Annotated in this window: 21 protein-coding genes and 1 other RNA gene; 6 read left to right on the top strand and 16 right to left on the bottom strand. The window is 61.4% G+C overall.

What is annotated here, in order from left to right; genetic code table 11:
• Positions 1-451 precede the first annotated feature (451 nt).
• From dnaX to NPX02_RS09250, 7 genes are all read right to left on the bottom strand, one after another.
• Positions 452-2,167 carry a DNA polymerase III subunit gamma/tau gene (dnaX, locus tag NPX02_RS09280; RefSeq protein WP_260293246.1) on the bottom strand — a complete coding sequence of 572 codons (1,716 nt, stop codon included), beginning with the start codon at positions 2,165-2,167 and terminating at the stop codon, positions 452-454.
• A gap of 192 nt (positions 2,168-2,359) precedes the next feature.
• Positions 2,360-2,456: signal recognition particle sRNA small type (ffs, locus tag NPX02_RS09275), an RNA gene on the bottom strand.
• Between the two features lie 549 nt (positions 2,457-3,005).
• The gene (locus NPX02_RS09270) at positions 3,006-3,341 is read right to left on the bottom strand and encodes a hypothetical protein (RefSeq protein ID WP_260293245.1); all 336 of its coding nucleotides are present in this window, start codon (positions 3,339-3,341) and stop codon (positions 3,006-3,008) included.
• Positions 3,338-3,610, bottom strand: a complete 273-nt coding sequence (gene thiS / locus NPX02_RS09265) for a sulfur carrier protein ThiS (protein ID WP_260293244.1) — start codon at positions 3,608-3,610, stop codon at positions 3,338-3,340. The genes NPX02_RS09270 and thiS overlap by 4 nt, the downstream gene beginning before the upstream one ends.
• Positions 3,611-3,856: 246 nt before the next feature.
• Positions 3,857-5,113, bottom strand: coding sequence for an NAD(P)/FAD-dependent oxidoreductase (locus NPX02_RS09260; RefSeq protein WP_260293243.1), 1,257 nt, complete (start codon positions 5,111-5,113; stop codon positions 3,857-3,859).
• Between the two features lie 118 nt (positions 5,114-5,231).
• On the bottom strand, positions 5,232-7,082 hold the full coding sequence (locus NPX02_RS09255) for an aldehyde ferredoxin oxidoreductase family protein (RefSeq protein WP_260293242.1): 1,851 nt from the start codon (positions 7,080-7,082) through the stop codon (positions 5,232-5,234).
• 15 nt (positions 7,083-7,097) lie between these two features.
• Entirely contained in the window at positions 7,098-7,577 is a 480-nt protein-coding gene (locus NPX02_RS09250; RefSeq protein WP_260293241.1) for a 4Fe-4S dicluster domain-containing protein, read from the bottom strand.
• 640 nt (positions 7,578-8,217) lie between these two features.
• Between NPX02_RS09250 and NPX02_RS09245 the strand changes: the two genes are divergently transcribed.
• The 4 genes from NPX02_RS09245 to moeA all read left to right on the top strand — a co-directional run bounded on the left by NPX02_RS09245 (position 8,218) and on the right by moeA (position 12,267).
• Complete coding sequence (locus NPX02_RS09245) at positions 8,218-9,024, top strand: ABC transporter substrate-binding protein (RefSeq protein WP_260293240.1); 807 nt, start codon at positions 8,218-8,220, stop codon at positions 9,022-9,024.
• Positions 9,025-9,030: 6 nt separating this feature from the next.
• The gene (locus NPX02_RS09240) at positions 9,031-9,732 is read left to right on the top strand and encodes an ABC transporter permease (protein WP_260293239.1); all 702 of its coding nucleotides are present in this window, start codon (positions 9,031-9,033) and stop codon (positions 9,730-9,732) included.
• Entirely contained in the window at positions 9,729-10,454 is a 726-nt protein-coding gene (locus NPX02_RS09235; protein WP_260293238.1) for an energy-coupling factor ABC transporter ATP-binding protein, read from the top strand. The genes NPX02_RS09240 and NPX02_RS09235 overlap by 4 nt, the downstream gene beginning before the upstream one ends.
• Before the next feature lie 547 nt (positions 10,455-11,001).
• A complete protein-coding gene (gene moeA / locus NPX02_RS09230; protein ID WP_260293237.1) occupies positions 11,002-12,267 on the top strand; it encodes a molybdopterin molybdotransferase MoeA in 1,266 nt (421 codons plus the stop codon).
• A gap of 360 nt (positions 12,268-12,627) precedes the next feature.
• Here moeA and NPX02_RS09225 read toward each other — a convergent pair whose 3' ends face one another.
• The 3 genes from NPX02_RS09225 to NPX02_RS09215 form a co-directional block, all read right to left on the bottom strand.
• The gene (locus NPX02_RS09225; RefSeq protein WP_260293236.1) at positions 12,628-13,110 is read right to left on the bottom strand and encodes a GNAT family N-acetyltransferase; all 483 of its coding nucleotides are present in this window, start codon (positions 13,108-13,110) and stop codon (positions 12,628-12,630) included.
• A 338-nt stretch (positions 13,111-13,448) separates the two neighbouring features.
• Positions 13,449-15,893, bottom strand: a complete 2,445-nt coding sequence (locus tag NPX02_RS09220; protein ID WP_260293262.1) for a sensor domain-containing protein — start codon at positions 15,891-15,893, stop codon at positions 13,449-13,451.
• Complete coding sequence (locus NPX02_RS09215) at positions 15,890-17,710, bottom strand: PAS domain-containing protein (protein ID WP_260293235.1); 1,821 nt, start codon at positions 17,708-17,710, stop codon at positions 15,890-15,892. Before NPX02_RS09215 ends, NPX02_RS09220 begins: the two co-directional genes overlap by 4 nt.
• A gap of 461 nt (positions 17,711-18,171) precedes the next feature.
• On the opposite strand from NPX02_RS09215, the gene NPX02_RS09210 reads away from it, so the two are divergent.
• On the top strand, positions 18,172-18,555 hold the full coding sequence (locus NPX02_RS09210) for a glutaredoxin family protein (RefSeq protein ID WP_260293234.1): 384 nt from the start codon (positions 18,172-18,174) through the stop codon (positions 18,553-18,555).
• 73 nt (positions 18,556-18,628) lie between these two features.
• Here the strand turns inward: NPX02_RS09210 and NPX02_RS09205 are convergent, their stop codons facing one another.
• Both NPX02_RS09205 and NPX02_RS09200 read right to left on the bottom strand, forming a co-directional pair.
• A complete protein-coding gene (locus NPX02_RS09205) occupies positions 18,629-19,231 on the bottom strand; it encodes a TlpA family protein disulfide reductase (protein ID WP_260293233.1) in 603 nt (200 codons plus the stop codon).
• A gap of 5 nt (positions 19,232-19,236) precedes the next feature.
• Positions 19,237-19,635, bottom strand: a complete 399-nt coding sequence (locus NPX02_RS09200; protein WP_260293232.1) for a hypothetical protein — start codon at positions 19,633-19,635, stop codon at positions 19,237-19,239.
• Between the two features lie 254 nt (positions 19,636-19,889).
• On the opposite strand from NPX02_RS09200, the gene NPX02_RS09195 reads away from it, so the two are divergent.
• Positions 19,890-20,243 (top strand): hypothetical protein, encoded by a 354-nt coding sequence (locus NPX02_RS09195; RefSeq protein WP_260293231.1) that lies wholly within the window; start codon positions 19,890-19,892, stop codon positions 20,241-20,243.
• A gap of 178 nt (positions 20,244-20,421) precedes the next feature.
• On the opposite strand, the gene NPX02_RS09190 is transcribed toward NPX02_RS09195, so the two are convergent.
• The 4 genes from NPX02_RS09190 to NPX02_RS09175 form a co-directional block, all read right to left on the bottom strand.
• Positions 20,422-21,012: a trimeric intracellular cation channel family protein gene (locus NPX02_RS09190; RefSeq protein ID WP_335342545.1), complete on the bottom strand. Its 591-nt coding sequence runs from the start codon at positions 21,010-21,012 to the stop codon at positions 20,422-20,424.
• A 36-nt stretch (positions 21,013-21,048) separates the two neighbouring features.
• Positions 21,049-22,227: an acetyl-CoA C-acyltransferase family protein gene (locus NPX02_RS09185; RefSeq protein WP_335342544.1), complete on the bottom strand. Its 1,179-nt coding sequence runs from the start codon at positions 22,225-22,227 to the stop codon at positions 21,049-21,051.
• 385 nt (positions 22,228-22,612) lie between these two features.
• Positions 22,613-23,026, bottom strand: coding sequence for a c-type cytochrome (locus NPX02_RS09180; protein ID WP_260293229.1), 414 nt, complete (start codon positions 23,024-23,026; stop codon positions 22,613-22,615).
• 104 nt (positions 23,027-23,130) lie between these two features.
• Entirely contained in the window at positions 23,131-23,511 is a 381-nt protein-coding gene (locus NPX02_RS09175) for a hypothetical protein (protein ID WP_260293228.1), read from the bottom strand.
• Positions 23,512-23,514: the final 3 nt, after the last annotated feature.

Below are 23,514 nucleotides of genomic sequence, written 5' to 3'. Positions count from 1 at the left end.
CCGATATTCCTCGATAAAGTAAAAAACCGACCTGATTACACCTAATGTCAGTCAGGTTCGGAATTAGTTAATAAGGCCGCGAATGAACGCGAATAGACGCTAATAATAACAAAATAAGTTGTCTGACCCGAATGCTACTTACTTAAGCTTAAAACTCCCGTCATCCCGGCGCAGGCCGGGATCCATATCCACCAATGGTGGTCGCTTCTCTGGATTCCGGCCTGCGCCGGAATGACGATTCACTTACTTTCACGGGAATAGACTGCCTAAGTAAGTGCCATTCTTGTCTGACCCATGAATAACAGAACAGGTCTCTAACTGAGAATGAACCATCCCCTCCCGGCAAGGGGAAGAGGCACTTGGAAATTCACAGCGTTCGCGTTCATTCGCGGCTAATATTTTCCTGACTATGGCTGAGCCAAGTGGGTAATCAGGAAAACCGACGTTCAGTTTATTCATCCACCGGGCGTACCGAACCCGGGATCACGGCCGCACCGAACCCGGCCTCCAGGGCCAGCACCATGGGGTCTTCGCGTATCGTCACCTCGGCCGCCTGCTGCCGGTCGGCCACGGCCTGGGCCTGGATCTTGGCCGGGGTCGCCGCCTGTACGCTCTCCGGAGTGATCTTCAGCTTGAGCTCGCGCCCGAGATGGGCTTGCAGCGCCGCATGCAGCCGCTGTTCGGTACTGCCCACCAGCATGTGCTGGTGCGCCTGATCCAGTTTCAAGCTGAGGGTCACGCCGTCCCAGTAATCATAGACACAATTGTTGGCCAACTGTTTGGCGATGCCCCCCAGAGAGAGCAGATCAACCACCTGATGCCAGTGGCGAAATTCAACCGGATTCCCGGCACGCTCCGGGATGGCCGCGGCCGCCACGGCTACGCGCTCCGGGGCGGGTGCCACGCGCTCCGGGGCGGGTGCCACGCGCTCCGGGGCGGCGGCGCTGTTGCCGGGCGCCTGGGCGTCCGGCCTGATCGCGGCCCTTGCGGCAGCGGTTACAGCGACTGGCGGAGCCGTTTCAGAGCGTTTTTTTTTATCCGACCCGTCGCGTTCCGGACCCTTGGCCGGGCGTTCCCCATCCCCCTGCGGGCGGAAGGCCAGCATACGCAGCAGCACCATTTCAAACCCGGCCCGGGGGTCCGGCGCCAGCGGCAGATCGCGTTGCCCGATCAGCCCGATCTGGTAAAACAGCTGCACATCCCCGGGCGACAATTTCTCCGCCAGGGTGCGCACCTGGGCCTCATCGCCGGCGCTGTTGTCCATGGCGTCCGGCACCGCCTGCACCAGGGCGATTCGGTGCAGCAGCGAGAGCAGGTCCTGCAGCACGCCGGCAAAGTCCGGGGCCATCTCCGCCAGTTCGCCCACCAGCGCGATCACCCGGTTGGCATCCAGGTCGGCCAGGGCGTCCAGCAGGTCATGCACCCGGTCCTGGGCGATGCTGCCGAGCATCGCCTGCACATCATTCTCCAGCACCTTGCCGCCGCCGAAGCCGATCGCCTGATCCAGCAGGCTGAGGGCGTCACGCATGCTGCCGTCCGCCCCCTTGGCCAGCAGCAGCAGGGCCCGATCCTCGTGCTGAATGCCCTCGCGATTCAACAACTCCTTCAGATATGCCTGGATCTGATCCAGCGGCAGCCGTTTCAGGTTGAACTGCAGACAGCGCGATAGGACCGTGACCGGCACCTTCTGGGGATCGGTGGTGGCGAGGAGGAATTTCACATGCGGCGGCGGTTCCTCCAGGGTCTTCAACAGGGCATTGAAGCTGCTGTCGGAGAACATGTGGACCTCGTCGATCAGATAGACCTTGTAGCGGCCCCGGACCGGCGCATAGGGGACGTTCTCCAGCAGCTCCCGGGTTTGATCGACCTTGGTGCGCGAGGCGGCGTCCACTTCCAGCAGATCGACAAAGCGCCCCTCGTCGATCTCGCGGCAGATACTGCATTGTCCGCAGGGGGTGGAACCGACGCCGTGTTCGCAATTGAGCGATTTGGCAAAGATCCGCGCCAGGGTGGTCTTGCCGACGCCCCGGGTGCCGGTGAACAGGTAGGCGTGATGCAGCCGGTCGTTGTCCAGGGCATTGCTGAGTGCGCGCACCACATGCGCCTGCCCCACCAGTTCACTGAATATCCGCGGACGCCACTTGCGGGCTAGCACCTGATATGACATGGATTCCCTGCGAGCTCTACTTGTTGGATTTGACCAGAGCGGGAAGTGTACCTCAATGGCAGGCGGTATTCACACCCGGAAGTGGTTTTGGGATGACGGGTGCTTCCTGGATTAGGATGGTGGCTGGCTCGGGGGATGATTTCGGTTTGGGAGGTGCCGGCGTATCCAGGCGATGCGGTAAATGGTGGCAGCCCGCACCAGCCACACCCCGGCACACGAGTCCACTGCTGCGGCTGCTCCCTTCCGGGCCTGACCGGGTTAACAGTTTTTCGTTGCGAGGGGACCGATACAGGCCGCCATTACCTGGGTGATTCCACCACCGCCTGGATGGGGAATCGAGCTGGGGATTATCCGGGTCTGCCCGGCGGGGGTCAACCTCGATGTCGCCTTTCTTTGCCACGAACCGGTACGCCAGCTGTACAAGCGCCCCATTCAAATTGAATCGGTGGTCATCTGCCCTTGCAAACAGCGTCCCGGTGGCGACGATCAACCGCCGCCACGATGAAAATAGGTTTTGTAGGGTGGGTCAGGCGCGCCCTGCGCAGGGGATGGCCGTTTGCGTTGCACTGTGCGCGCGCCGCAACCCATCGTTTGGCGGTCGGGGGATCGGTGGGTTACGCGGCGCCAGGGTGTTGTCGAGGTCTGGAAGTGTGGTGCCTGTGCGCCGCTAACCCACCCTACGAAACTCATAACCCCAACCGCCGACGTCGACCCGTAGGGTGCCGGTGAGCTTGCGAACCGCACCAATGCCGGAACCCCATACGATGCGGTTCGTTTCACTCACCGCATCCTACAGACTGGTCACCTGCGGCTTAGAACGACGTCCCGGCGGCGACAATCAACCGCCGCCGCGATGAAAATAGCGATCGAAGCGCTGCAGAAATTGATCACAGTCGGAGGCATCCAGCCCGACGAACTCGAACCCCACCGGGGTCACCGGCAGGCTCAGGGAGGCGATACGTCGCTGCCCGGTCGCTCCCAGGGTGATGATGATCGAACCGTGCGGATGGGTGATGGTGAAGACACGTCCTTCCTGCCGGTGGGTCAGGGGCGCGATGGCGGGCGGGAGTGAACGGACAAAGTCGCTCAGGGTGAGTCCCATGTCACGCTGCAATCGGCTGGAGACCGGCCTGTTTGTCGCCCCCTCCGCCGTCTTGGCAACGCTGCCCGTCACCCGCCGGCCACCGCCGGCCAGACCGCCAGTTCGTCGCCGTCCGTGAGGGGATTGTCCCGTTGACCGGGCGGGATGAATACGCCGTTGACCAGCACCAGGTGAACCTCCGCCTGCGGCACGCCCTGCTGGTCCAGCAGTCGGGCGGGGCTAATTCCCACATCCACGTCCAGGGCAATCTGGTGGTCCTCGGCGCCGGGAGGCAGGTACTGCCCCAGGGAGGCGTATAGCTTGAAATTAACCTTCATAGTCGCTTGTATTGTCTCTGCCATAGATTTGATACCGGCCGTGGCCGTCACTTAGGGTTCGCGCAAGAATACCCGGGGTCGGAGTCAAGCTGCACGAAACGGCGCAGCGGGCTCGCCAAGCTGCTCAGCTTGACTCCGACCCCTCCGAGTATTATCCGCCCTACAACATATCCAAACTGCACCCTATCCACCCTACAACTTTTGGTGGATGCGTCCCGCTGGCTTAGCCACCCTACCGCTGCCACAAAATTTACCGGTCGACCGCCGGACTCAGCCCACCGTCATCTGGGTGGCGCCGAGGTATGCCTCCATGATCCGGGTCGGGTCCTCCATCAGGTGCTGCTTCCATCTGCCCAGGGGCAGCCGGGTCTGTATCAGACCACGCAGCACGCCGACATGTTCCGTCATCCCGAGGGTAATGGCCCCCACCAGCCGGTCCTCCTGGAACTGCAGCTTGATGTAGCGGTAGGCCGACTCATCGAGCCGGTGCACCTCATCCCCCCCATCGACCCCCATCCACTGGCCATAGGATACCGAGATCAGACCCAGGGTATCCAGCACATTCATCGCCATGCTGCCGTGATGGCGGGTGGGCTGGCCACACATGTTGAGCGCCGCGGTACGACCGGTTTCAGCAGCCACCGGCTGGATGGCATGGACAGCGCGCTGGCCGGTGCCCCAATCCATGCCCTCGCAGGTGTCCCCGGCGGCATAGATGCCGGGCACCGAGGATTCGAGGAAGTCGTTGACCACCACGCCCTGGCCGATCTCGATACCGCTGCCTTCCAGGTAACCGGTTGCCGGCTTGACCCCGGCGGCCACCACCACCAGGTCGGCATCGATGTCATCCACCGGCTCGCAGGCGAGACGGAAGCGGGTGCCGCCGTTGCGTCCCGCCTCGATACCCAGCACCCGGGTGGAGGTGTGTACGTCCACCCCCTTGTTTAGGCACCATTGCTTGATCAGGTTTCCGGAGGCCTGGTCCATCATCCGCGGCACCATGCGGTCGCCCATCTCCACCACCGTCAGTTTGACGCCGCGGGCGACCAGCGCCTCCATGATGATGCAACCGATGAAACCGGCACCCATCAGCACGACGCGCGATCCCGGCGCGGCATACTTGACGATGTTGCGGGCGTCCTCCAGGGTCCAGCAGTGGTGCACTCCGGGCTGATCCAGCCCCTGAATCGGCGGTTTGATCGGATTCGAGCCGGTGGCCAGCAGCAGCCGGTCAAAACCGACCGGGTCCGCTCCGGCCAGTTGCAGCTGTTTTGCCGCGCTGTCCACCCGGGTCACCCGACTCTGTATCTGGCCGATGCCCAGTTTATCCAGGTGATCCGGATCGTGACGCAGGTAAGTGCCCCGCTCTCCGATCTTGTTCGACAGGTAGTAGGGTATGGCCATTCGCGAATAGGCGGGTTCCGGCTCGTCGCCGATCAGCACCACCTCCGCGGCCGGGTCCTGTTTTCGCAGGGTTTCGGCAGCGGTTACGCCTGCCGGGCCTGCACCGATAATGACATGTCGCATGAATCAATACTCCTTGGCTGGTAAGCGCCGCTCCCGCATATCGCTGGATAAGTCCATCCCTGGACAAAACAGAGGAGAGCAGCGGCGGGCTACTCTCCCCTATTTCACCCCTGATGGTTTATGAAAGACCGAGATTCTGCAGGGTGTCCGAAGTCGGCACGCCCTCCTTGCTCCAGCCACGCAGCTCGTAGTACTCGGGGAGCATCTGGTCCAGCCCATTCACCTTTCCCTTCGCCGGTCCGCTGGTGGCCGGTTCGGTCAGCATCCGCTTCGGCAGGGTGTCATCCTGGGCGGTAAAACCGGCCGCCAGGTTGAACTGGCGCTCCAGGTTCCAGATCCGTTCGCCGGTCTGTGCCAGACGTTCCAGGGTCCATTCCCCCTCACAGGCGGCATCGATCTGGGGATAGAAGTCCTCCAGGGTCCAGGCGAAGGTGGTGAACAGACAGAGTCCGCTGGAATCCACCGCCGCGGTGGCATCCTGGAACGCCTTCACCAGTCCCGCCTTGCCTCCCGTGACCAGTGGATCGGTCTTCTCCGGGATGCCGAGGATCTCCGACGCCACGGTGTAGCTGCGCAAGTGGCAGGCGCCCCGGTTACTGGTGGCATAGGTGAGCCCCATGCCCTGGATGCCGCGCGGATCGTAGGCCGGGAACTCCTGGCCCTTGACGCTCATGGAGAGCTCCGGGTGGCCGTATTTCTCGCACAGCCGCTTGGAACCCAGACCGAGGATCTTGCCGAAACCTTCATTTTTACCCACCTGCTCCGCCATGGTGGTGAGCGCCTCGGCGGAACCGAAGTTCAGCTTCACGCCGCCGGTATCCGCGTCGGTGATCACCCCCTTCTCGTAGAGCTCCATGGCGGCTGCCAGGGTGGCGCCGAAGGTGATCGGATCGAACCCCTGTTCGTTGCAGATGTAGTTGGCGAAGGTGAGGGCATCCAGGTCATCCACCCCGCAATCGGCACCCAGCGACCAGGCATTCTCATACTCCAGGCCACCCGAGGCCCCCCAGTACTCGGGGCGGTTCTTCACCGTGTAGTGCTCCTTGTCGATCCGTGAGATACGGCCACAGGCGATGGTACAGCCGAAGCAGGCCTGGTTGGTCACCAGATTGGTTTTGCCGTCACTGGCACGCGGCTCATGCATCGCCTCGCCGGAGATCTTGGAGGCGCCGTCGAACTGCACCGCCGAGGAGTTCCGGGTGGGCAATGCACCCACCTCGTTGATCACGTTCATCAACACCTGGGTACCGTAGGTGGGCAGGCCCTGTCCGGTCACCGGATTCCCCGCCAGGATCTTTTTCTTCTCGGTGACGGTCTGCATGAAGCGCTGCGGATCCTTGACCGAGACCCCAATGGTACCGCGCACGGCGACCGCCTTGAGGTTTTTTGACCCCATCACGGTGCCGACTCCGGAACGTCCGGCGGCGCGGTGCAGGTCATTGACGATGCAGGCGTACATCACGCCCTCTTCTCCGGACCGGCCGATGGCGGAGATCTTCAGTTGCGGGTCCTGATGCCGGTCATGGAGGATCTTGTCCGTCTCCCAGACGCTCTTGCCCCAGATCTCGTCCGCCGGGATCAGCTCGGCCTGATCATCGTTGATATAGAGGTAGACCGGTTTCGGCGCCTTGCCTTCGAAAATGATCATGTCCCAACCGGCGAACTTCAGTTCCGCGCCGAAGTAGCCTCCCGAGTTGGAACAGGCGATGGCCCCGGTGAGGGCGCCCTTGGTAACCACCGAGTAACGCGCACCGGTCGAAGCGGCCGTGCCGGTCAGCGGACCGGTGGCGAAGATCAGTTTATTGTCCGGCGATACGGGATCGACTTTCGGGTCGACCTCCTCCACCAGATATTTTGTACCCAAGCCCCGCTGCCCCAGGTAATCCGCTGCCCACTCCATGTTCAGCGGCTCAGGCGTACAGGTGCCTTCGGTCAGGTTTACACGCAGGATTTTTTTCTGCCAGCTCATGATCTGCTCCCTTGTCTATGCTCGTGCCGCGGATTGGTTATCGGTGCGGGAGGCCCAGGCGCGCATCCTGTCGTAGCCGGTACCCTCCGCATCGATGTAGGTGATGGCCTGGGTCGGGCAGGCCTTGGCACAGGCGGGATCACCGCCACACAGATCGCACTTGATAACCTTTCCGGTGACGGAATTGTAATTGATGGTGCCGAAGGGACAGGCGATGGTGCAGACCTTGCAGCCGACACAGAGTGCGTCATTCACCATCTTGGCGCCGGTTGCGGCATCCAGACTGATCGCCTCTGTCGGACAGGCGCTCTTGCACCAGGCCTCATCACACTGGGTGCAGGTGTAGGGGACGAAACGGCCCTCGGAGTGAAAAGTAAATACCTTGATACGGGATTTTGCGGGGTTGAACGTGCCTTCATGCTCGAAGGAGCAGGCCATTTCACACTGTAGACAGCCTGTGCATTTGTCCGGCGAGATATAGAGTGACCTCTGCATCATTGCCTCCTCTGAATAGTTTTATGCTTGGTGCTAAAAAGCGAGTCTGTCTGGCGTCGCCGAATTGCCGGGCCCGATTGAACCCGATTGCCGGGAGGCGTCTCGTTCACTTCGGTTGTCACTGTTGATTGCATTTAAAAACCCACAACACACGACGAAAAACCAGTACCAATCAATCCGTTCTCATACTTTAGTCTTATTGTTTGGGTGGTGATCCTCCTTATTCTCCTAATCCCTGCCGATTCTTTCTTGGTGGTCTAGTGAATATAGAAGAAGCAACCCAAATTAGCGAGTATGGGATGGGAGTCCTAAGCCGTTTATTTCGTTATGTTTTTTAGTACATAACGCATACGCGATGACGCCAGACCAATGCGCGAATCCCCGGCCCCGGTGTTCTCCACGCCGGGAGCGGAGAGGCCCGGCAGCTCGGTCAGACGAATATTGTTGGAGCCGTGCGCTATGTGCTATAAAACATAGCGCTGTGAGTTGCGTTCAGAATGATTACACCTGTAACCGCACGGCGGGTGATTCGCGCACCCCCGGAGATCCGTTGCACGTCACTCACCGGTGGAACCGAGCGGCGTCGCCGCCGTGCGATCGCTCCATGACACACCCAACGACACCAAAAGGAAAAACGACCATGTATAAAAAATTGCGCCTGCTGATCAGCCTCTGTCTGCTCTGGTCCCTTGCCCTGGCCGCCCTGGCCGCCCCGTTGCGGATGGCCACCACCACCAGTACCCAGAACTCCGGCCTGCTGGATATCCTGCTGCCCGCCTTCCAAAAACAGACCGGAATCGAGGTTCACGTGATCGCCGTGGGCACCGGCAAAGCGCTGAAGATGGGGCGCGACGGCGATGTGGACGTGGTAATGGTCCACGCCGTGGCCGCGGAGGAGAAATTCGTCGCGGATGGTTTCGGCACCGACCGCATCCAGTTCATGTACAATGATTTCGTCATCGTCGGCCCGAACAGCGATCCGGCCGCTATCAAGGGCGCTCAATCGGTGGCCGAGGCATTGCAGAAGATCAGCACTTCCCAGGCCAGATTCATCTCCCGCGGCGACGACTCCGGCACCCACAAAAAAGAGCAGGAGCTGTGGAAGGCCGCCAATATCCAGCCCGAAGGAAGCTGGTATATCGAGGCCGGACAGGGCATGGGCAAGGTCCTGCAGATGGCCAGCGAACTGGACGGCTACTCGCTGACCGACCGCGGTACCTGGCTGGCCTATAAGGGCAAGGTGGAATTGTCCCTGCTCAACGAAGGTGATAACAAATTGAGCAATCCCTATGGCGTTATTGCGGTCAATCCGGCCAAGCACCCGGAAACCAACTATGCCGATGCCATGAAACTGATCGACTGGATCGGTTCACCGACCGGCCAGGAACTGATCCGCGACTACCGCCTGCACGGTGAACCACTGTTTATCCCCCTGCTGTTGAAATAGGCACCAATGGAATCACTGAGCGCTGCAAGTTACCAGGCCCTCTATCTGCTGTTCACCGGCGATAGCGCGCTCTGGACCATTATCGGCATCTCTTTCAGCGTCTCGGTGCGTGCCCTGCTCTATGCCGCCCCGTTCGGCATCCTGACCGCCTTCCTGTTGGCCTACTTCTCATTCCCCGGCCGACGCCTGCTGGTGTCGGTATTCAATACCGCCCTCTCCATCCCCGCGGTGGTGGTCGGGCTGACGCTCTACATCCTGCTCTCCAAGGCGGGACCACTGGGCGATTGGCGGCTGCTGTTCACCCAGGACGCCATGATCCTGGGCCAGATCTTTCTCTGCTTTCCGCTGCTGGTGGCCATGGCCCACTCCGCCCTGCAGGCCTCGGACCGCCGCGCCTGGGAGACGGCCCTGACCCTGGGCGCCAGTCCCTTGCGGGCACTGTTGACCATCCTGCACGAGACGCGTTTTGGCCTGATCGGCGCACTGGTGGCGAGTTTCGGCCGCATCATCGCCGAAGTGGGCAGCTCCATGATGCTGGGCGGCAACATCCTCAACTACACCCGCAACATCCCCACCGCCATTGCGCTGGAGACCAGCAAGGGGAGCTTCGCGGAGGGTATCGCGCTCGGCCTGGTGCTGCTCTCCCTGGCGCTGTTTCTGAACATCCTGCTCGGCCAGGTGCAGGGCAAGGGTGAGGTGATCCAATGATACCTGATACCCCCCAGCCCTGGCTGAAGCTCGAACGGCTCTCCTTCAGCCGTGGTGAGCGCACCATTCTCAAGGATATATCGCTGGATCTGCGGGCTGGCGAACTGACCCTGCTGACCGGCCAGAACGGGTCGGGAAAGACCACGCTGCTGCGCATTCTCGCCGGACTGCTGAAACCCCACCAGGCGGGATTTCAGTTTGCCGGCAACCGCCGGAAATGGCGGCAAAGCTACCGCTTTCTGCGCGAGCAGATTTGCTACCTGCACCAGCACCCCTATCTGTTCGACTGTTCGGTGTACGACAATATCGCCTACGGCCTGAAGCGCAAGAAGCTGAGCCGCCAGGTGATCACCACCCGGGTTGGCGAAGCGCTGGAACTGATCTCCCTGGAACATCTGGCGCAGCGCAATTGCCACGAACTTTCCGGTGGCGAGAAGCAGCGGGTCGCCATCGCCCGCGCCTGGGTGCTCTCCCCGCGCCTGATGCTGCTGGACGAACCGGTCTCCAATTTGGACAAACGCTCGCGCGGCATCTGTTACGACCTGATCAACCGGCTGCAGCAACAGCAGATTGGGGTGATCTATACCAGCCACGAACCCCAGGTCGGGTGGCTCAATCTGAGTCGCCATATCCACCTCTATGGCGGCGAGTTGACCATGAAACCGCTGCAGCCGGAAAAACCGACCGTGGTGGAGCTGCACAAGGGGACTACCGGGTTATGAGCCATCAACTCTGGAGAACCACGGATTCACACAGATAAACACAGATTCAGAGATCTGGTCTCCTATCCGTGTGAATCCGTGTTTATCCGTGGTTCCTTCTAGTCAGACCCGAATGGCACTTATCGTAAGGTGAATTGCAGAGTTTTCGTCATTCCATCCTTAGGTCCGTAACCGGTGCGTCCCTGCACCACTTCTCCGGCGCAGGCCGGACAAAAGCGCGAAGCGCGTTGAACGACTGAAAGTCGGCCCGAAGGGTGAGCGAAGCAAATAATCCAGGAACACCGCCACCATTAAGCAGTCTGGATGCCATCCTTAGGTCCGTAAACGGTGCATCCCTGCACCACTCCTCCGGCCTGCGCCGGGATGACGGTGGTTCTTGGCTTAAGTTAAGTACCATTCTAGTCAGCCCAGAATAATTAAATGACGGCTTAACACCATATATGGAATTGCCGGTCTGTTTCAGAATAGATTGGTTTTCAGCTTCGTTATCCGGTAATTTAGCCTACCCATCACAACCGTTTTACACACCAGACCGCAGATACCGATCATGACCGATATTAACAAACCCAGCGACTGCTGCATGGACGCCACCGACAGCTCAATCAGCGCCAGCGGCGCCCTGCGGATGATCGCGGCCAGGCTCCGCCCGGTCGAGGGGATCGAGGCGGCCCCGTTGCGCAGTGCCCTGGGGCGCATACTGGCTCGCCCCATCGCCTCCCCAATCAATGTGCCGGCCTATCGCAACTCCGCCATGGACGGTTATGCCCTGTACGGCAAGGATATACCCCTGGATGGGCAGCGCCGGCTAAGGGTGGTGGGCAGTGCGTTTGCCGGCCAACCCTATCGGGGGGAACTGAACCGGGGAGAGTGTATCCGCATCATGACCGGGGCCAAGGTCCCGGAGACGGCCGATACCGTGATCATGCAGGAGTGGGTGGAGCGGGATGGCGACGAGGCGGTCATCGACGCCCGCGGCAAACCCGGCGCCAACGTGCGCCAGGCGGGAGAGGATATCCAGGCCGGCGCCGTGATCCTGCAGCCGGGAGACGAAATCGGCCCGGCACAGCTGGGCCTGCTGGCCTCGCTCGGTATCCCGGAAGTCGCCGTGTACCGCCGCCTGCGCGTCGCCTTCTTCTCCAGCGGGGATGAGATCCGCAGTATCGGCCAGCCCCTGGAAGAGGGGCAGATCTATGACAGCAACCGCTACACCCTGTTCGGCATGCTCAGCGAACTGGGGGCCGATGTGATCGACATGGGGGTGATCGCGGACGAGGCGGCCGCCATCCAGGCGGCCATGACCCAGGCCGCCCGCGAGGCGGATCTGGTGCTCACCTCCGGCGGTATCTCGGTGGGTGAGGCGGACTTTATCGCCGAGGCGATCCCGCAGCTGGGGGAAGTGCATTTCGCCAAGGTGGCGATCAAACCGGGCCGCCCGCTCACCTTTGCCCATATCGGCAACGCCGCTTTCTTCGGCCTGCCGGGCAATCCGGTCGCGGTGATGATCACCTTCCTGCAGTTTGTCCGGCCGGCGATCCAGCGCCTGCAGGGCAAACGGGAACAGTTGGCGCCGACGCTCCGGGTAAAGGCCGGCTCGCCGCTGCGCAAACTGCCGGGGCGTACCGAATTTCAGCGCGGCATCCTGTCGCTGGATGAACAGGGTGAACTGGTGGTGCGCAGCTCCGGGCGCCAGGGTTCGGGCGTGCTCAGCTCGATGAGCGACGGCAACTGCCTGATCCGGTTGTCCGACGAGACCGGCAATATCCAGCCGGGCGACCTGGTGGAGGTGCAGCCGTTCGACCTGCTGCGGTATTGACCGGGTACGCGGGAAGCGAGGGAAATCGCGGGGGCTATTCGGCGAATGAATGATGGGTTACGTCGTACCTCCTCCACCCATCCTACTCGTTCCTTCGCAGTCCCGTAGGTTGGGGTGAGGAACGAACCCCAACATCTCGACACACACGCATGAAACCTCGTTGGGGTTCGCAGGCTCACCCCAACCTACGGGCTACGGTGCCAAGGGTACGTGTCGGCGACGTAGGATGCCGGTGAGCTTGCGAACCGCATCATTTGCGGTAAGGCTTGATGCGGTTCGTGCCTCACCGGCATCCTATCCCAAGCGGCATGGTTTGTAGCCCAAGGTTGGTACGAGTAACCAACCCAAACGGGCTCACCATCAACCCAGCCGTTTCTCCCAGAACAGCGCCCGCCCCTTGTCCGGGTCCAGTTCATAGCCGGCGAAGCCGGCGTTACGGTACACCGCCTGGGCGGTCCGGTTGCCCTCCAGCACCTCCAGGGTCAGTTTGCAGCAGCCGCGCGCCCGCGCCTCGGTTTCCACCTGCTGTAGCAGCCGCCGGGCGATGCCCTGGCCCCGGTAATCCTCCAGCACCACCACGTCATGGATGTTGAGCAGCGGCTTGCAGTTGAAGGTGGAGAAGCCTTCGAAACAGTTCACCAGCCCCACCGGGCGCTCTCCGTCAAGGGCCAGAAACACCACCGCATCCCACCGTTCGGCCAATGCCGCGGGCAGATCGCGGCACACCGCCTCGGGCAGCGGCTGGCCGCCACCCATCGGGTCGCGGGCGTAGGCATCCAGCAGCGTCACCAGCGCGGCGGCGTGGCGGGGTTGCAACAGGTCGGCCTGTACGATTTCAATCATGATCATCACCCAATGTACTCAGTGGTGGATGCGCTGCCGCCCAGGTCGGGGTGAGGGACGAACCCCAACATCATGGCGCACACGCATGAAACCCCATTGGGGTTCGCAGGCTCACCCCAACCGGTCTTGAAAGAGAGGATTTGACTGCTTGGCCGCTCCTGGGCATCCCTGCCCTCGCGGCATTAGTGAATCCATTCACGTCATTGACGGGTGCCCGCGGCCATGGATGGCCGCGCCAAGCCCCCAGGGATGGGGTTACGGCGTCCCGGCAAGCAAGCAGGCAGATCCTCGCCCTGCCCAGAGTTAGTACGACGGACTAACTCCGACCCCTCCAATACTCAACGCAGGAAAAACCGCTCCAGTGCCAGGCCGCTAATCGGCTTGCTGAAATAGTAGCCCTGGGCAAAGTCACACTTCTCGGTCTGCAGTATGGCCAACTGTTCGGCCGTCTCAACCCCCTCGGCGATCACCTTGAGGCCGAGGCTGCGCGCCATGGAGATGGTCGCCACCACCAGCTCCCGGTCATCCGGGTCGGTGGTGATGTCGCGGACAAAACTGCGATCGATCTTCAGGGTGTCGAAGTGGTAATGGCGCAGATAACTGAGGGAGGAATAGCCGGTACCGAAATCATCCATGGAGATGGCGATGCCCATGTCCCGCAGGCCATTGAGTATCTCCACCGAGTTGATCTTCTCGCTCAACAGCACATTTTCGGTCACTTCAATCTCGAGAAAACTGCCCGGCAATGCGTACTCCTTGAGGATCGCCTCCACCATGGGCAGGAAGTCCCCCTCCTTGAACTGCATCGGTGAGACATTCACCGCCACCCTGAAACCCTGTTCATTGCGGTCGCGCCAGCGACGTGCCTGCTGTACCGCCTGGCGCAACACAAATTCGCCGATCTGTACGATGCGTCCGGTGCGTTCCGCTATCTCGATGAACTCGGTCGGCTCCACCTGGCCCAGTTTCGGGTTGTTCCAGCGCAGCAACGCCTCGGCGCCAACGATGCCCTGGGTGTAGATGTTCACGATCGGCTGGAACAGCAGGTAGAACTCATCATTCTCCAGTGCCGTATGCATCTGCTCCTCGAGTTCCACCCGGCGCGACACATCCAGGTTCATCGCATCGGTATAGAAGTTGGCGGCATTCCCACCCACGGCCTTGGAGTAATACATGGCCGTGTCCGCATTGCGCAGCAGTATCTTGGCCGTGTCGCCATTTTCCGGGTAGATCGATATCCCGATACTGGTGGTCAGCAGAATCTCCCGGTCGTTCAGGGAGAATACGGTCCTGAACGCGGCCAGGATTTTCTCCGCCACCCGCTGGGCATCGCGCTTTTCATGCAGATGGGAGAGCAGCACGATGAATTCATCTCCGCCCAGGCGTCCCACGGTATCCTCTTCCCGTATGACCCAGCGCACCCGGCGCGCCGCCTCCTCGATCACCTGATCGCCCACCTCATGCCCGAGGGTGTCGTTCACTTTCTTGAAATCATCCAGATCCAGAAACAGCACCGCCGCCTGATGATCCTCGCGCTGGGCGCCGCGCACGATCTGGGAGAGACGGTCCAGGGCCAGGAAGCGGTTGGGCAAGCCGGTCAGGCTGTCATAATGGGCCTGGTGCAGGATCTTCTCCTCCTGCACCTTGCGCAGGGTGATATCCTCCTTCACCGCCAGGTAGTGGCGAATCCGCCCCTGGCTGTCGAAGATGGGTGAGATATGCGCATACTCCCAGAACAGCGAGCCATCCTTGCGCCGGTTCTGGAACTCGCCCTGCCACGACTTGCCACTGGCGATGGTGGCCCAGAGCTCCTGATAGAGTTCCGGCGCGGTGTGGCCCGAACCCAGCAATCGGGTATGCTGCCCCCGCATCTCCTCCGTGGTATATCCGGAGGAGCGTTCAAAGCCCCGGTTGGTATATTCGATCACCCCGTCCAGGCCGGTAATCACCACCGATACCGGACTCTGCTCCATCGCCTGGGAGAGGGTACGTATGGTCTCCTCGGTGCGCTTGTGCTCGGTGATATCGGGATAAGTGAAGATAGCGGCGATGTGGCTGCCGTCGTCGCCATAGATGGGGGAGGCGTTGGCTAGCACGACGGTTTCCAGCCCATCGGCCCGGCGGATAATCATCTCCTTGTTGCGGGTGACCCGCTGCTCCTCCATCGCCCGCACCAACGGGGTATCCTGCACCTCGATGGCGCTACCGTCGGCGTGCAGCATGTTCCAGGTACGGACCTCCCTATCAACCAGCCCGCCGTGAACAAAGTGAATCTTGCGCTGCTGCTCCACCAGCGCACCGGTAATCCGCTGCGCCTCCCGATTGGCCAGGGTCAGGGACCAGTCCTCTTTCGTACCCTCGCCCAGGGTGATGGCAAAGGGGGCCTGGTCGATCACCGCGTGCAGCAGGGTGTTGCTGCGCTGCAGTCGCTGTTCGGCATCACGACGGTCGGTGATGTCGCGCAGCGCGGTGACCCGGACCATGCGATCCTGATAGGGCATGGCGCGGCCACGGATCTCCGCCGGGAACGTCGAGCCATCCTTGCGCAGTGCCAGCACTTCGTAGGGCTCGCAATAACCGCCCAGCATATGCTGTTTCACCAGCGCCCGTGATTCCGGGGCGATCCACTCCAGGCCGGAACGACCCAGGGCCTCGTTCAGGGTATAGCCGAAGTGCTTTTCCGCCGCCAGGTTCTGCCCCAGGCAGATCCCCTCCTCGGAGATGAAGATCGCCTCGAACGCCGCCTCGGAGAGGGCTCGAAGATGTGCCTCGTTCTGCTTCAGCGCCCGCTGGAGGCACGCTGGTCGGTGATATCGTGGGCGATGCCGAACACCAGCCCGCCGGAGGTCGGCACCACGCTCAACCGAGCGGTGCGTTCAATTCCGTCCGGCCGCACATACACTACCTCGCCCATGTCACGGGTCTCGTGGAGGGTCATCGCCTCGCTACGGCGCTGATCGGCACCCGCCGGACAGACATCGGCGGTGGTGAGGGTAAGCAGTTCCTCGACCCGGCGCCCGGTAAGCCGCTCGGCGGCGCGGTTAGCATCCAGGTAGTGTCCGGTCTCGGGATTCATCAGGAAGATGGCATCGTTGGACTGGGCGAACAGCGAGTGAAAACGGGCATCACTGTCCGCCTGCGCCTCCTGGGCATTGATGCGGGTGCTGATGTCATTAAAGGTGACCACCGCCCCGACCACCTCGCCCTGTCGACGCATGGGATAGGCGCGATACTCCACCGGCAGGCATTCGCCCTCAAAGGTGCAGAAGACCTCGTGCTCCCGATGCACGCGCTTGTCGCTGTGGATTGCGCTCAGTATCGGCGAACCATCCGCGCCGTAGGGGGTGCCGTCACACTGGCAGTGATGCACGATGTCGTTCAGCGGTTTCCCCAGCAGATCCTGTTCGCTCCGATAGTTGAGCGTCTCGACACAGGCCATGTTGCAGAAGGTACAGCGCCCCTGCAGATCGATTCCGAAAATTCCGGCACCAGTGGAGGCCAGCAGCAGCTCGATATGCTCGTGCGAGGCGACCAGCTCGTAGGTGCGTGCCGCCACCTCCTCTTCCAGTTCACTCTTGGACAGTCTTAGCGCCGTTGCGGCCAGCTCCCAGCGCCTGCCGACACTATTGGCAAACACCAGCCCGAAACCGGCAATCCCGAGCAGGATCAGCGCCGTGGTCGCGGTGATGACATTGGAGCGGGGTTGCACCTCGCGCAACAGGGATTCCCGGTCACGCAGGGCAACCATGCGCCAACCCGAGGCCAGCGGTACCGTGAAGGCGTGCAGTACCCTACCCAGGTCGGGATCCTTCAGTTCCTGATAGCCAATCGCCCCGGCACCCTCGGCCCGGGCGGCCTTCAGCAACCGGCCTATTTCCGGCCGCTGCAGAAACAGCTCCCGCCGGTCGGGTTCCAGCCACTGCTGGCTGTCGTGCCCCACCAGACTACCGTTCCGATCGAGCAAGAACAGCTCGTCGAACGCATCGCTGTCGATACTGCGGATCAAGCGGGATAGATGATCCAGGTGAAACACCCCTCCCAGGTGGGCTGCGATTCCGGCCTGTGCATCCCTTATCGGGGTGTTGATCGCCACCGCAAGCTTGCCATCGGCGCCAACAAAACTGCTGGAGAGCACCGTTTCGCCGCGCCGCTGCGTTTCCTGGAAATAGTCCCGGTCTCGCATGTTGAATTTGGTGATGCCGCGCTGCACCTCGAACGGCTCGGCCAGGTAGTGATCCCCGTTGGACGCCAGCATGAAGAGGACCGAGAAATCAGCATTCTCCTTCAGCAGGCGCTGCAGGATGCGGCGCTTCTCCGGCTCGGCGGATTCTGCCACCCCGCCAATGGCGCGTTGAATCCCGCCGGGATCGAGCAGTTGCCGGAACTGCGGTAACCCCGCCACCAGCCGTAGTGCCGAGGCGGCGCTGTCTATCTGCTGCTCCACCCTCCCCGCCAGGGTCGCAGCCAGAGGCAGACTCTGTTCCCTCCAGTTCTGGACCGCTTCTCTCTCCAGTACATGGTGCAGATAGACGGAGACAACCAGCACAGTGAGTATGGCAACCACACCGCCGATCAGAACCATCCATTTCAGGCTGGACAAATCCGACCTTGGCAAAACGGTCACTTTCTCAAGATGCATAGGGGTGCGGTAAACAAAGTATCATAAAAACTCAGCGACAAACCCGTTGGCTATTCCATACCTCCCTGGCAAAAACTTCATTCGGATGTTATAGGAGTCAGGTTAGAATTTCATCCAGGTTGCCCCGTGTTTTTTTGAACACGCTTTTACCCGTCATCAACAACTGGCAAGAGCCTAGCATGAACGCCGCATGATCGCCTCCATATATGCGGGGATTCTCCCGACATCCCGATGGGCTGGCCGTCTGTCGGACGTGACCGAACGTCACGCGGGAAGACCGGTTCCGCGACTATCTGCCGCGGCTCCCTCTCCCCCGGTATCGGCGCAGGCCCGGCACGGGGAAAATCCCGTTTATTCCATGGTTGAATCGGCGGCACCCCATGATAGGATGCCGCCCTGATCAACAGTGACCGGAGAAATGAATGGCAGTTATTCGCTGGATCCTTGGACGACTGATCCTGTTGATCGACGCCCTCACGGCACCGCGCGGCGTCAAGCGCCCGCCGGAGTTGCAGGAGTCGCTCGACCGGCACACCGCACAACTCGCCCTCTACCAGTTCAAGGCCTGTCCCTTCTGCGTCAAGGTGCGCCGTTTTCTGAGAAAACACACCCTGAACATAGAGACCCGTGACGCCAAGGGCGATGCACAGCACCGGGAGGCGCTGCTGGCGGGCGGAGGAAGGATCAAGGTTCCTTGCTTGCGCATCGAAGATGAACAGGGCGGCAGCCGCTGGCTGTATGAGTCATCCGAGATCATAGGTTACCTGGAGCAGCAATACCTGCAACCTGCCCCCGACGCCCAATAACGGGTATTGCCCCTCCGGTTCGCACCCGGTCGGGGCGGGTGCGCAGAGCGACCACAAACCCCTTTCAGCCTGACTATTCCGTCTCCGCCAGCTCGATTAGCCGGTCAATGATCTCGTCGCTATCCCACTCGCGCAGCCCCATGGCACGGTAGACGATCCGCCCCTGCCGATCCAGCACAAAGGTAGCCGGTATGCCGGAGAACGGCCACCGCTGCGACGCCTTTCCATCCGGATCCATCAGGATAGTAAAGGTTACCCCGCTCTTCCGCAGAAACCGCCCGACCACCTCCGGATCGTCCTGCATCGCTACCCCCAGCACCGTCACGCCAAACGGCCGCAGCCGCTGCCAGGCCTGTTCCAGTGACGGCATCTCCCGGCGGCAGGGGGTACACCAGCTGGACCAGAAATTAATCACAACCACCTGGCCCTGATAGTCACTCAGTCGATGCGTCACTCCGTCAAGCGCCGACAACACCAATGGGGGTGCGGGTGTGACGGGGGCTATCGGTGTCAGCTGAAAGAAACGCAGCGGATCGCTGGAGGCGTGACCAGTCTGCGGCGCCACACCCTGAATCAGCAGCAGCAACAACAGACCCAGACCATAAAATCCCGGCCACGGGGTCGCTTTCCGGGTGGAGGGGGTACAGGCGCGACGGGGTTCTGCCGGCGTTTTCATAGTCGCTACCGCAACTGCCATTGTTCCAGCCCCGGCTCTCGCTGTTGCTGGAGTTGTTGAGCCCTGCGCTGTTTCTCCCTCATCCGCTCCAGGCTCCATTCCAGCCGGTATCCGTCCTCATGTTTGACCCAGAACTCATCCGCGGTAATGGCCGACGACCGGTCACTGAACTCCCCCACGACGCGCACCATGCGCAGCACGTAGCGGAGCTTGGTTTTCCAGTCCATGTTGGTGATGTAGAAGATTTTCCCATCCTCGGTCTGGATCACAAAGTCCCTTTCCAGCAGCACGTGGGGATCATCCTTGTCCGTCGGGCACATTTCCCCCTTCGACGCACAGGCCAGACCGTTCAGACGCCCCTCGATCCGATCGGCCAAACCGGCAACCGGGACCAGCATCAGCAATATTGGCCATATCCAAAGCGAACGTTTCAATAATCGCATAGTCGATTGCCCGCTTGAGCGGCCGCGCCGGGTGGGCAGCAACCGTGATTTGCATTTTTTTTCCGCATCTGTCTTATAAGGACCAGAAATTCATGGTTATTATTTCATCAATTGCTGATTATCATACCGGGAGCCTTTCCGGCCACACAAGCAACAACGATTTTTATCCGCCATAATGGATGGCAGTTTCTTCCACCGGCCAAGCGAGTCGCCGTATGACTACACCCCACATCCTGACCGCCATTCCCCAGCGACGCTACCAACTCGGTTCCTTTCTGGTCAATATCCTAAGCGATATCAAAACCGATGATCCCACGGAATACCGCTACATCATGGCACTGATTGACGAGGGCGAAGAACAGCCCTGTCTCTACGTTACCGCCGAGGTGAACCCGCCGACCGCGCGCCGGCAGGGGCATTACCGCATCCGCGTGGTGCTGGATGCTCAGGAAAAAGAGATGGGCTCGGCCGATGAGTGGGGCGATATCGAAAACTTCGCCATCTTCAGCATGGGTATCGCCGCAAAACTGTATCAGTTGAGCGACGAGGAGCCGCGGCGGCTGGCCTAAGGGCTCGCGCAAAAATTAAGTTTCGCTATCCGGTCGCCACTGGACCCCGCTGGCGGCATTACGCTTTTTGCCAGGGGAACGGCCATTGCCTGCAAAGCGTGCCATGCCAGCGTGGCCCGGCTACGCCCTCGGTACTGCGAAATTATTCTTGCGCGAACCCTAAGCGGTTAGCCGCTTCTCAGGCGTCGGGACAGCGGTACCGCGGCAGTTTGAGTCCGAACAGGATAGCCGCCGAGCGCAGGCCGAAGCCGACCGCGAAGGCGCCCAGGGTGGCGACCGTCTCCCCCGCCTCGGCCACGCGCAGCAGCAGGTAGGCCGAGGCACCGGCAACCGCCGCCGTGACATAGAGCTCGCGCGACGAGAGCACCAGGGACTCGGCACAGAGTACGTCGCGAATGATGCCGCCGAAGGTGGCGCTCATCACCCCCATACAGACGGCGATCAGCGGCGATGCCCCCTGATTGAGCGCAATGGCCGTGCCGGTGATGCAGAAGGTGGCCAGGCCGATCGCATCCATCCAGATCAGTACCCGGTAGCGGGAGGCCAGGTAGGGTGCCGCAAAGTAGGTGACCACCGAGGCGCCCAGGCAGATCATCACCATCTCCGGCTGCTGGACCCAGTACACCGGAGTGGCCCCCAGCAGCAAGTCGCGTAGCGTCCCGCCCCCCAGTCCGGTGACGCTGCCAATGAGCAGGAACCCGAGTATATCCATCTCCTTTCGGGCTGCCTCCAACGAACCGGATACGGCAAATACGGCAATACCGAACAGGCCGATCCAGTTGATGATGTTGCCCAGGTTCAGGAGTCAGATCCGCTCGAAGGCAGCGGCGATCCCCTGCCCACCACCGATGCACATGGTCACCAGGGCGTAATGGCCGCCGCTGCGTTGCAGCTCATGGACCGCCTTGGTGGTCACGATACTGCCGGTGGCGCCGATCGGATGACCCAGTGAGATGCCGCTGCCATTGGGGTTGGTCAGATCCATCGGCAGACCGAGATCGCGACACACGGCGATCGCCTGGGCGGCAAACGCCTCGTTCACCTCCAGTACATCGAAGTCCGCCACGCTGAGACCGGTCCGCTCCAGCAGGCGCTTTACCGCGGGTACCGGTCCGATGCCCATATAGGCCGGCTCACAACCGGCATGGGCGTACCCCACCAACCGGGCCAGCGGCTTGAGCCCTTTGGACTCGGCATACTCCGCACTGGCCAGCACCACGGCCGAGGCCGCATCGTTCAGGCCGGAGGCATTGCCCGCCGTGACGCTGCCATCCTTCTTGAATACCGGGTGCAGTTTCGCCATCCCATCCAGGCTGGCGTCGGCACGAAAATGCTCATCCCGCTCAAACAGGGTGGTGCCCTTGCGACTCTTCAACTCGATCGGCACTATCTGGTCGTTGAAATAGCCCTTCTCCCACGCCTGGGCGGCACGCCGATGGGACTCCACCGCCAGCATATCCTGCTCCTCGCGGCTGATACCCCATTTTTCAGCGATATTCTCCGCGGTCATGCCCATGTGCACCCCTTCAAACGGGTCGGTCAGCGCCCCCACCATCATATCGACGATCTGGGCATCGCTCATGCGCGCGCCCCAGCGCAGGCTGGGCGTCATATAACCGGCCCGGCTCATGTTCTCCGCCCCGCCGGCCACGGCCACCTCGCAGTGACCGGTTTCGATCTGTTGGGCCGCCGACACGATCGCCTGCAGCCCACTGCCGCAGAGCCGGTTCAGGGTGAAGGCGGGCGTCTCCACCGGCAGGCCGCCGCGAACCGAGGCGTAACGCGAGATATACATATCCCGCGGTTCGGTATGGATCACATGCCCCAGCACCGTATGCCCGACATCGGCCGGGGCTACCCCGGCGCGCTCCACCGCGGCACGCACCACGCTGGCGGCCAGGTCCACCACCGGCACATCCCTCAGGCCACCGCCATAACTACCCACCGCGGTGCGCACCGCGCTCAGTATCACAATCTCTTTCATCGTGCCCATATCCATAGTCCTTTCAATAGTCCGGTGGGTAACAAACCGTAATCGTAGCTACTCACCCTGTCTGCAGGTGATTGGCCTGCCTTGTTGGCCGATCTTGATGGCGCCTCGAATCCGGCCCCTTTTTCAGATTCAAGCCTGCCCTTGTTTGAGCGAAGCGAGTTTGGGCAGGCGCTGAAAATGGGGCCGGATTCGAGGAGGCAAGCCATCACGTGAGGTCGGCAAGGCAGGCCAATCACCCCGCAAGTAGTTACCCGTAATCTATCTCCCGGCGACGATCGGCGCACCCACTGACCGGTCGCACCCGACTACTCTAGAGGAGCGGAAGCCGCCCTGGCAAGCGGGTTTCCACGGGGCTCATGTCTCGACGAGGCGCCGGCTACATGCAACTCATGTGTTTCGGCCCCTGGCAGGCGACGATGCGGGGACTCCACAGACTCTTCAGGTAGGCGACCAGCTGCGTGGCCTGATCCACTGAGATAACTCCCTTCCAGGCCGGCATCCGCTGGGTGCGCTGCAACCCCTGCAGAATGGTCTCCACCAACTGTTCGTCCGTGTGGTGCCAGGCATGGGAAGCCTCATTGAGCGGCATGGCGGTAAAAAAGCCCGGCGCCCGGATGGTGCTTGGTATGGGTGGCTCACCCACCCCATTCTCCCCATGACACGCCAGGCAGTATCGCCCATAGAGCGCCTTGCCCGCCGCCACCTGATCCGCTGACGGCGGCTGACCGGTTTCCGCAAATACCCACTGGCTGACCGTCAGTAGTGAAACAATGCATAGCTTCTTGAACATACCAAATACCTTCGTTATAGGCCGGAAAAGTCGCGGCCCGGCTAGATACAAACGGGTTTAGGCCTACCGGCAGGTTCGCGGTGCGGTGGATTGAATGGCCCGTCCTACTTTTTCTGTTTCCGCCCCGTGGAGATCCCTTTTGGATTACTGCAGCAGGGAGGCTCCGGCGCATTGGCGTTCTCCCGGGCATTGCGATCCAGGTACTGAAACCACGCCGCCTTTCTGAGTGACCACCAGCTGTCGGAGGCCGGAAAGCCGATCGACTCCATGCGCTCCAGTATCTGCTGAAAATCGACCCGGGTCTGGTCATAGGTGACCCGGATACGCCGCTTGCCGGCAACGAGCTGCACCCCCTGCACCCCCTCCAGTGCCACCAGGGATTGCTCCAACTGCAGGCCATCGGCCTCGTGGGAGAGTCCGGGAACGGTGATCCAGTGCCGGGTATCCCAGGCACCGCGCATTTTGATGAATTGATCTCTGCTCATGAC

Source organism: Sedimenticola hydrogenitrophicus (genome assembly GCF_025175675.1).
GTDB classification, from domain to species: Bacteria; Pseudomonadota; Gammaproteobacteria; order Chromatiales; family Chromatiaceae; genus Sedimenticola; species Sedimenticola hydrogenitrophicus.
This window is presented reverse-complemented; position numbering and strand designations above follow the sequence as displayed.